The following is a 9714-nucleotide window of genomic DNA, read 5'->3' as shown; positions in this document are numbered from 1 at the left end:
GCAGTTACTGAAACTGTCATCCCGCTTATTACAGCAATACCGCTCATATCGCCAAACAAAACATCAGCCAACAAAGACTCGAATTCATCCTCTATCAAGCCTATGCTGGCATCCAGATCGTCGAGAATTACAAGCTCATTCGCCCACCATTTTACTTTATTCAAAAAGTATCACCTCCCCACACCCTTATCGTATCAAAAGCGTCAAGAAACTTCTCTCACAACTACTGCTTTTATCCCAGCCGCCTTAACACTATCGACCGCAGCTTGCATATCTTCGTCAACCTGTGCGGTATAAAACAAGCTTAATGGGTATAATGCCGCGCTCATAGGGTCTTCCAATTCGCTAACATCAAGGTAAGATTGATCTATAAAAAACCCCCATCCGGACACGCCGGGGAGCGCAATCTTTACATAATATTTGAGATTGTGGTCTACGCTCTCAAGTTTTTCCGCCCTGGAAGGTTCAGATATTACCGGAAACTCATTGGAAAGTTGCAAAACTGCCCTTTGAATAGCCGCAATTGTTGTTCTGTCACCATTCAAGGAAGCAACCGTTCGTCTCGAATAATCCACATCCGCTTCATCGGCATATCTAATCACACCAAACCAGCTACCCCACAAGTCAAGCCATTTACCGCTCGCAGTGAGAATATTCATCTGTAGCAAGGCAAGACTCATATCTTCATCCAAGAGCTTAAATGCTGCCCCAATCGCCAGAAGAAGAGAGGATAAGATGTTATTGTTGCCTACGAGCCTTATCCATGTTGCTGTTCCATCCACAAATAAATCCACGCCTTCGGTCCATGACGGTTCCGCTAAACCGGTAACACCGCCTACGACGCATCGATAACGACGCGGATTTTTCTCAGGGTCACACGGAAGGACAATATCACCGACAACGACGGATAAACCGCCTTCCCACACAAATACACGTGTTGCGGCCTCTTTATTCCATACCCTATTAAGGTTATGTGCTATTGAGCTTGCTATTTCAGTCGCTCGCATTTACCTCTCCTATGCCGTCGTTATTGTTATCGTCCCGGCCCGGACAAGCTGGTAAGGAAAAACCGTTACATCAGCAGCGGGAACGGCGATTAAGCAATTATAGACTCCATCCATTGCCATAATTATCTGCGTTAAACGTGTAATATAAACCGGTTGATTGATTGACAAGGCATTAAGATAATTGGTTATAGTTAGAGAAACAGCGTCCCTTACAGCAACTTTGTTATACCCCGCCGCCACATGCAACGTAGCTGTTATATCTACCAAAACTTGCTCCGGTTGCCTTACATCTACATGGATTCCTGCCGCTCTATATTCCTCAATGGCGTCCAATATCTTCCCTCGCATTGAAGCGGTAGAGAAAATCCATACCGTTGTATCGTCTTCCGGGGTATCCCCTGCCGTAATGGTAAACGATACTGCGCCAGAATTGGAGGAAAAGGCAACTCCCGTTTCCCCAGACCCATCCAAACCGGTTTTAGAACCAGTCACTGTAAAGTTTGTGGCATCCGTGAATGCTACTATCCAATCTTCTTCCAAAGTGGCATCATCGCTCACGGTTATGGCGCTCATAGTGGAATTACCACTTCCCGAATCCTTTGTAGGGGATAGGGATACTTCAGCGGGTAAAACACCGCTTGAATTGTGAGCATAGACATCTACGAATCCAGGCTCTGGCGGAACTATAGCATACAACAGAACCGGAGTAGTCGTATATGTAGCCGTAGTAACCCTGAATCTAATCCAATATCTCGCGGAAACGCCATTTACTTGTTTGATGACCCAATCTGCCGGAACGGTAAACTCCACGATTCCATTAGCTGTGAGGCCAGAAGTTCCATCGGTAACGCCAGCTATTTCCGCCCAAGCCGAGCCGTTCCAATACTCCCAAGCTCCCGCAGACCCTACGCCTGCGGTATAAAACTTCATGTACATATAGGAAAACTTAATAACACAGCCAAGATACAGAGCATCATTTTCAGCCTCTGTCGCAGGCAAAGCTGAAAACGTATATCCTGACGGGATATTTATGTTTGAAGATTGATCTGCATACCCTTCAGGGCTTGCGTCATAAACCAAGCAACTAAGATCGGGGTTTTCAAAGGCATAAGCGCCCACTACATTAGGAACCGTTTTTGACGCATATTCCAAAGCGTCTTTCGTTCCACGACTCAAAGTAGCAATATATTGATTGAATCGCTTCTTTCTCCCATCTGCTGTTTCCCGATCTGCTCCGTCAGTGAATGCAGAAGCGTTTGTAACGGCCTCTAGCCCGACAAGAGTGCTTACTATGGTATCTATGGACGCTATCGCCACATTGCCGACAGTGCCAGCCCGCGCACACCTTACCGCCGCCGCAACAGACGTTGCACCGGATGCCAGAATGACATTGGCAACCGTTTCAAAGTATATCGCGCTAGATGCTGATGTTGCCGGTACAGAGACAATCGTTCCTGCCGGAATAGCATAGTCTACCTCTGCCGCTTCGCTCTTTGAGAAGGTTACTATTCCCGTAGACGCAGCAGCGTCCAGCAATGGGAAGTCAAAAGCAGCAAAAATGGCCTCTTCAATAGCACTCTTTAAGCCGTCATACATCCGGTAATAGAATTCATCAAGCTCCATTGCGGTAGCTTCTATCAGGGTTCTCCATTTGCTGCCTATATTATAATCCGTGACCTTGCTTGTCTGTGCCGCACACCAATTTATCATGCTGGCAACTATATTCTCGAAGCTCTTGAGCTTAAACATGTTATCCTCCCCGCCTATATTGCAAAACGAAATTCGCCGGAACCGTCTCGCCTATCACATACGCCTGGCATTCAAAAGCCAGCACACCTTCCGCAAAATCCCCCTCTACGCTGATAACTTCTTTTATTCTTGGATCGGAGCCGACAACCCTCTTCACCTCTATGGCAGCTAATTCCAACCATTGAGGCTCCCCGCGCCTACCGACAATATCTTCAAGCAGTGAACCATACATAGGATGAAACACCAGTTCGCCCTTGCGTGTTGCCAGCCGATGATTAAGGCTCTGAACGAGATTGTCCAGTCCCGAAACGCTCCGCACGTCTTTCAAGAATGAAGCCCCTATATCCTCTTCAAGCTCGCCACCTTCATTTAAATACAAATCTTCCCCCAAAATGTATGAGTAGAAATCTTCCGATTGTGCTTCATTAAGTCCTGTTACGCCCCCCTCTATTAAATCAGGGTCCGCAAGAAGAAGTAGCCGTTCGCCAACTTTCTTGACATTTTTACTTTCTCCACCCGTTACAAGAGAATCGTTACTAACAACTATTCCCTCTGCCGCAACCAAATCTGACACAGGACAGGTAACTATTGCCGTTCCTTCCCCATAGACAGTAGGATTGTATGCCCCGGACCTCTCTTCATTCGAATTAGTAAAATACTGCATAATAGCATTATTGACAGATGATACGGGTGCGTCTGCTCCATCAACTCCCACACCTACGCAATCAAAATCCTGATAACGATTGCTGGCATAAAGGCCAACGCCTACCCATCCGCCAGCAGATACGACATCATTTGTTGCATCAATATGCCACTCTGCGGGCTCCGATTCGCCGTCAGCCCATATTTTTGCCTTTAAAGAAGTTCCTATCGCACGAAAACGCATCCAATACCAAGTATCCGCCTGCCACGGATAGCTGTAGATAGCCAAGCCCGCTACTCCCGCACCGGCCAACCTGTTCAAGACTATTCCCGTTCCATTACCATACAATCCCACTGAGTAGCCGCTCATAGTAGATGCCGTTCCCGCCGCTCGAACAACGAGATAATTATAATCTCCACCTGTAACCGATGAACGCAGACGGGAAACTATCTCTACATCCGCTTTAGCTGCAATATCATCCCAAGCAACCAGCCTCATCCCAAAATTTAAAGTATTGCCATTCTCTAAGCATTTACCTCCGGTAGTCCCTTCTTTTTCGCGCACATACCAGTTCCCGGAGGCAGAAAACCTTTCCGTCCAATCTGACGGCTTCACGCCTGTAGTGTATTCGGAGAAATCCGTAAAAAACCTATCATCAGGCGGCGCAACCTTCTCCGCAACAGACCAACCGGCAGGCACGCCCCAAAGGTAATAATCTTCCGTGACATGCTTATAAGCGATATAGCCCTGATTGCTTTCTGCCGGTTTATATATGCCATTAACCCCTGCCGGTGCTATCGCCCCCGATACCGTAGCCGCTTCAGAGTAAACATCAGATAACACCCCGCTTATCTGCCGGGGAGCACAATTACCTTTTGCACCAGCGTTTATCGCTACGACAGGGACCACAACAGACGATTGATATGATGCTATTTGCGCCGCAACCGTAGTCACATAACGCCTCTCGTCCGATCTTGACGTTGCCGGTACGGAGACAATCGTTCCCATGGGAATATAAATAACGGCCAATTCCGGAGAAGCACGATAGAACCTTACAGCCCCAGCAGCGGTAGTATCTTTTTGAAAACTGTCTTCCTCCGTTATAAAAGGATAATCCAGATTATTCAGCATAGCTATTTCATACCACCGGAGCGCATCTCCATAGTATTTTTGAGCAATTACCTGCAGCGTATCTCCTGCTTTTACGTTGTATTCTATAAGCTGTTCCGCCATTTCAAGCCCTCAAAGTTGTCGCGCATCCGGAATCCATGAAAAGATTGCGAATATCGCTTATTTGTGAATTTATCCCTTGCTTAAACAGATCGGGATAAGAAGCTATGACCGATACATTGCAGTATAAAGTTCTCATGTTGCGTATCAATCCAAGCTCGTTATCGTTCAGTAAATCATAATTGCCTGTAAAGTCTTCCAATACGCCTCTAATTTGTGTTGCCATAGCGGTGACACTGCTCATTGGGGTAGAGATAAAATTAGTCTTGCCATCAACATAATCTTGCAACTGCGTCGTTAAATCTCCAGCCTTGTCAAGAACATTTTTCAATGCATTAATTGTCGCAGGCGGCTGCGAAGATATTGACGGCATCCCGCTCTGAGCCAGTGTCGCAGCAGCGTCTGCCTGTTCGGCACTCAACTCGTTAGAAAACTGCTCGAGAACGGCTTCCACAGTCGCAGATATTGCCGTTGCCACTTTAGGCATTCGCAGATCAAGAGATACCAGCATTGCCTGGTAGGCATCTTTTATTTTATCCGCGTCATCTGCGCTACCAACAACCGTCATTTCTATGTTATACATATACAGCAAAGGCTTAGAAGCAGACTGGCGAAGGGTGAACTGCTGCGGTTCTACCCGCCATCGCTCCGTTTCTCTCTCACGCCAATTATAGAAGTATAGCTGATAATTCTGCCTGGAATCCTTGCTTGCGTTTAAAAAATAGCGGTATATATCTTCCCGCATCTTATTAAATGCTATCCAACCATCTATGCTGTCGGCCACCACAACGCCGTTGATCGTTGCGTCACCTTCTCTTCGCGCATAGCCGGTAGTCCCGGAAAGCTGTATATTGATAAGACCGGGACCGAAACGGTCAACATAAGCCCCCCCCTTGGTGGGCGTAATCGTTACCCTGTTCTGCTCGGTCTGGCTATAATCTTCCGGATTAAGGATGAAATGGTACTGCCGCTCGATTTTTCCAGCCGTCTCATTTGTTATCTGAAAGGACATGCGTTTAGGCACGGCAACGCCATTACCTGCCGTACGCATTTGTTTTCGATAAGTAGATTCAGTTGTTCTATACTCGTCCGGCATATTATACCCCCTCTATAGTATAACGTGCCAGGCAAGGTATCAATTGCTTGAAACTTTACTCGACCCTGCCGTTATGGACCCGATATGCGTTGTCGGGCTTACCTGAACCGCATCGCCCACTCTTGCGACCGCAGCCCCTCCCGGACCGGCCAGATTGATCGTATCGGCATAAACCGTAACATTTGTTCCGTTCATCTCTATTCTGGCACCTTCTTTGTTCCTGATATGGAGAGTGCCATCAGCATCCATAAGAATCTCCGCACCGCTCTTGTGTCGCATCCGGAATCGGTTCTGGATATGCTTACCGTGACCATCGCCAAAATCCCGAAGGACGTTTTTCTGTGATGGATGAATAAATCCCATAATGATTGCATTGTCCTTCTGTCCTTCTATCATAAGCACAACCGCAATATCACGGACATTAGGAAGCCATAACCACCCGGAATCGAGGCTCGCGTGCGGGGAAGCAATAAAACAATTCTTCAATATACACCCATCATGTAAGCGTATATCTACCGTATATCCATCATCTCCGCTGGCTGTAATAGCTTCCACCAGTCCTATGCGAAGGCGATTAAGGTCTGAAGAGGTATCGGAATGGTCTTTAGAAACACCGATACCAGGAAAATATTTATCCCATGTCATTGTTTGCTCCCCCTCCGCTTGTCTGCCATGATTGCTCTTCTGATTGTTTAACATGAAGCGGTACCGCTTTTTTAGCTATCCCGTTTTTTGTCCATTCGTCTTTTAGCCTGTCTCCATTGATAGTCGGCATCCCCTTTACGACTTCCACAGATGTTGTAAAGCTCTGCATGTTTACATAGTCATGCTGCACGCTCTGTATATAGTATTGCATAAGAGCGTCTGTGTTGGTAATCCTTTGGCCTATACGCAACTCGGGATTCCCGCGAAGTTGCATAGTTCCTTCCTCGTATTCGTCATTGCGGAAGTTCCAATCAAAGAGCTTTTCGGTCAAAAGAATGGCCAGCGCACGCATCCCTTTCCCATCATCCTCAAAAGCCTTAGAAGTCAGCGCCCGGCTCGTGACCTCCAACGGGCGGAATCCATGTTTTATCATGCTATCAATGTTTAACAACGGTTCTACGATGATACTTGCTATCGCTGAAGTGTTATTGCCGATAAGGCCCAGGCTCGCATAGAAAAAATTAAAGACCTTATCGTCACTCCTTCCTGTGTTATCACTGATAACATCAATATCTGCTATTTTGTTGTTCTTCAACGAATACCACAAATAATCATCGCGCCGCGTTACAAATGGCGTGTGTCGCAAAACAAGCATCGGACGCCCCGTTATGTATGGGTAATTATCTCCGGGAATAGCCTCATCAAGCTTGTCTTTTACGATAGGGCTTCCTCCTCCTTCTAAAGTTATACTTGCGCTCGCTGTTATAGGGTCAGAGAAAGACGATGGAAGCGTTACATCATATTTGTTTGCATTGTCCTTGTTGAATTCTTCCGGGCTGCGCGTATCAAAGAATACCTCCGTCCAGGGCTCATTCGTCATAGACAGCATGAGATTCCACACTGCCCCGGTATATGCCTGCAGTGTTTCCTTACCGGGAAGAAAATACTCCGTAGCGAACCTATCGCTGATAAAGTAAATCATATCTGCTATACTTATGTTACTCGTCCAGTAGTTATGAGTTACCGGGCTTACAACACGCATCCAATGGAGGAAGAGCATCTGAACCAGATCTCTTATGTTTCCCTTTGAAGGTATTTCCGACCCAAGCCAAGAAAACCCCGCTGGGAGAAGAGAGGCGTTTTGATCTACACGGTAATCTCTTACTATCTGTTGCTGAATGAACAACTGCCCGAAGTCAACGCCACTTATCACAACTGCGAGTTGTGGCTTGCCATCCTGTGCAAAAGATGTTGTCTTGAATATCCGCTTCGCAAACCCTATCATTACCGTTTCCCATTTACCATCGGCTCCGGCAACGCTTTGCTTCATGGAGATGATAACTATATCATAGGGCGATACTATCTCGTGGAATGACTTCATGGAGTATACGCCGTCTTCTTTATATACCCGAACTTTCTTGCGGGTAAGGACAATGTTAAACGTTCCTACGGGAGAGGCAAGGGTCTTTCCCGTGCTACAGCTTATCAAAAGATCGTCTATTCCGGCACCGCCATCTCGACCGTTACTCGCCGCGTCGTGGGATATATAAAAAGTGCCATATGATGTATGCACAGAGATATGTATTCTCGGCATAGACGTTTCAACAACAACAGGATATGACATTTTATCCCCTCTTTCCCACCACTACCGGCTGCATACCGATATTCATACCCGGTAAACCATGCCTTATCGCTTCGGCAACCATCCCGCGCATCTGTGCCACCAATTCGGGGGATAGGGCGTCCGTGGTGCCGTCAACTTGTATGTTTACGTTCAACTGCGCCAGCTTGCCTCCTGCGTCCGTGCTGTCGCCCGTAGCTGCGTCTGGAAGGAGCATTGATTGTTTTTTTGCCTTGTCCCGCAAACTGTAATAATACTGCAGTGTTACGTTTTTTCCTTGCCGTGTTTTTCGAGGGTTAGGATTATCCCAAAATTCCTCATGTACATGATCTTTCCCTATACTCCCAACGATAGAATTGGCTTCTACTCTACTTCCGACCTTCATCCCTCTTGGTAGGTTCACATGACCATAGGTTCCTTCTATCCCATTATCACCCATAATAATTACAGCACTTAGAGGTTTACCTTTTGAATCCACACCCCAACCATGCCTATCATGTATTTCTTTTACATATCCCGCCATTCTGGAAGAAACAGGGGTTCCAGGGGGGCCGGGAACATCTATTCCTTGATGCACCCGCTTACCGCCATCTCTGGGAGCTCCCGGCAACTGCCCTTTACTTAACGCAGGAAGCCAGTTTAGACCTGCTACGCCCAGAAGAGGCATATTCATTCCTAAAATCGATTGCGATAGCTTGCCAGGTCCAAAGGGAACAGAATTCCCCTCACCTGTCAACGAATTAACAAGTGCATCTATAACATCTCTACCAACATCACCCGCCCACTCTCCTAGTTTCGAGGCCACTGTATCTATAGCTTTTTCAAGCCTACCAGCCGCCGAATCGAGGCTTTTTGCGATATCGCTCGAGGCTTGCACGATGCCATCAAACAATGATTCCCCAAGCCTTAGATTAGCCTTTGACATTGTTGCCTCGCTTACTTGCAACTTACCCCCGCGTGTCCCCATAGCTTTTGCGGCTTTTGCCCCTATGCCTTTTCCGCTTTTAACGCTGTTGTCGAATGAAGAAATAAGGTCCGGGTCATCTATTACCCCCTCCCGGATAAGCGCAGAAGATTGACCGTAAGAAAGCCCAAAGTTACTATGCAGGAATTCCGCCGCAAGCAATTCATTCCCACCAGACATGTTTTTAATCATCTTCAGGAGTGCAGGGAAGCCTTTTCCGGCAACACCCTTTTCAAGCTCCGTCATAGCATCCAGCGGGTTCATACCTTGTTTCATCAAGCCCCGGAGCAAAACCGCCCTTACGTTCTCATTGCCCCCGGCCATACCTTGATTAAGAGAGGATATGACGCGTGCTCCGCCAGCGCCTTGCAATGGAGATAAATTCGTTTGACCAAGCATGGTCTGGAATGCAATAAGCTTGGATGTTTCCGCTTCACCAATCGTAGGTACCACAGAAGAAAGCTGAGAAATAAGGTCCGTTGTGGCTCCCAGCAACTCCTCTATCCTTGAACTAGAAATAGCCCCCCCGCCGTTCTGTGCCGAAAACAGCATATCGGCGAAGCGCCGAGCATCACCAGGCTTAAACCCACCCGCCCGCGCCCCGGCTCCGAATTGACCGGCAACGGCGTCAGGTGACAATCCATACGCTCTGCTAAATTCCATAATTCCCTGCAGCGATTTACCCTGACCGAGTAAATCGTCATTCTTGGCACCAGAAAGCCGGGAATAAGCATCCGCCATCCCGATTCCCTGCATAGT

At 47.3% G+C, this 9714-nt stretch carries 7 protein-coding genes; all 7 read right to left on the bottom strand.

Going from position 1 to position 9714, the window contains the following annotated elements; translation table 11 throughout:
* Positions 1–203 precede the first annotated feature (203 nt).
* A complete protein-coding gene (locus PHS46_08175) occupies positions 204–1007 on the bottom strand; it encodes a hypothetical protein (GenBank protein MDD3906477.1) in 804 nt (267 codons plus the stop codon).
* Positions 1008–1016: 9 nt separating this feature from the next.
* On the bottom strand, positions 1017–2756 hold the full coding sequence (locus PHS46_08170) for a baseplate J/gp47 family protein (protein MDD3906476.1): 1740 nt from the start codon (positions 2754–2756) through the stop codon (positions 1017–1019).
* Position 2757: 1 nt separating this feature from the next.
* On the bottom strand, positions 2758–4632 hold the full coding sequence (locus PHS46_08165; protein MDD3906475.1) for a baseplate J/gp47 family protein: 1875 nt from the start codon (positions 4630–4632) through the stop codon (positions 2758–2760).
* A 1-nt stretch (position 4633) separates the two neighbouring features.
* Positions 4634–5725 carry a hypothetical protein gene (locus PHS46_08160; GenBank protein MDD3906474.1) on the bottom strand — a complete coding sequence of 364 codons (1092 nt, stop codon included), beginning with the start codon at positions 5723–5725 and terminating at the stop codon, positions 4634–4636.
* A gap of 39 nt (positions 5726–5764) precedes the next feature.
* Positions 5765–6370 carry a hypothetical protein gene (locus PHS46_08155; GenBank protein ID MDD3906473.1) on the bottom strand — a complete coding sequence of 202 codons (606 nt, stop codon included), beginning with the start codon at positions 6368–6370 and terminating at the stop codon, positions 5765–5767.
* Positions 6357–7994: a hypothetical protein gene (locus tag PHS46_08150; protein ID MDD3906472.1), complete on the bottom strand. Its 1638-nt coding sequence runs from the start codon at positions 7992–7994 to the stop codon at positions 6357–6359. The genes PHS46_08155 and PHS46_08150 overlap by 14 nt, the downstream gene beginning before the upstream one ends.
* Position 7995: 1 nt before the next feature.
* Positions 7996–9714, bottom strand: a 1719-nt coding sequence (locus PHS46_08145; protein ID MDD3906471.1) for a peptidoglycan DD-metalloendopeptidase family protein, incomplete at its 5' end; no start/stop codon positions are given.

It is taken from the genome of Candidatus Omnitrophota bacterium (genome assembly GCA_028699255.1).
In the GTDB taxonomy this organism is placed as follows: domain Bacteria; phylum Omnitrophota; class Gorgyraeia; order 2-01-FULL-45-10; family 2-01-FULL-45-10; genus FEN-1322.
This window is presented reverse-complemented; position numbering and strand designations above follow the sequence as displayed.

Excerpts from the sequence above, each read along its gene's own strand:
- PHS46_08175 (MDD3906477.1), bottom strand. The coding sequence starts at position 1,007 with ATGCGAGCGACTGAAATAGCAAGCTCAATAGCACATAACCTTAATAGG.
- PHS46_08170 (MDD3906476.1), bottom strand. The coding sequence starts at position 2,756 with ATGTTTAAGCTCAAGAGCTTCGAGAATATAGTTGCCAGCATGATAAAT.
- PHS46_08165 (MDD3906475.1), bottom strand. The coding sequence starts at position 4,632 with ATGGCGGAACAGCTTATAGAATACAACGTAAAAGCAGGAGATACGCTG.
- PHS46_08160 (MDD3906474.1), bottom strand. The coding sequence starts at position 5,725 with ATGCCGGACGAGTATAGAACAACTGAATCTACTTATCGAAAACAAATG.
- PHS46_08155 (MDD3906473.1), bottom strand. The coding sequence starts at position 6,370 with ATGACATGGGATAAATATTTTCCTGGTATCGGTGTTTCTAAAGACCAT.
- PHS46_08150 (MDD3906472.1), bottom strand. The coding sequence starts at position 7,994 with ATGTCATATCCTGTTGTTGTTGAAACGTCTATGCCGAGAATACATATC.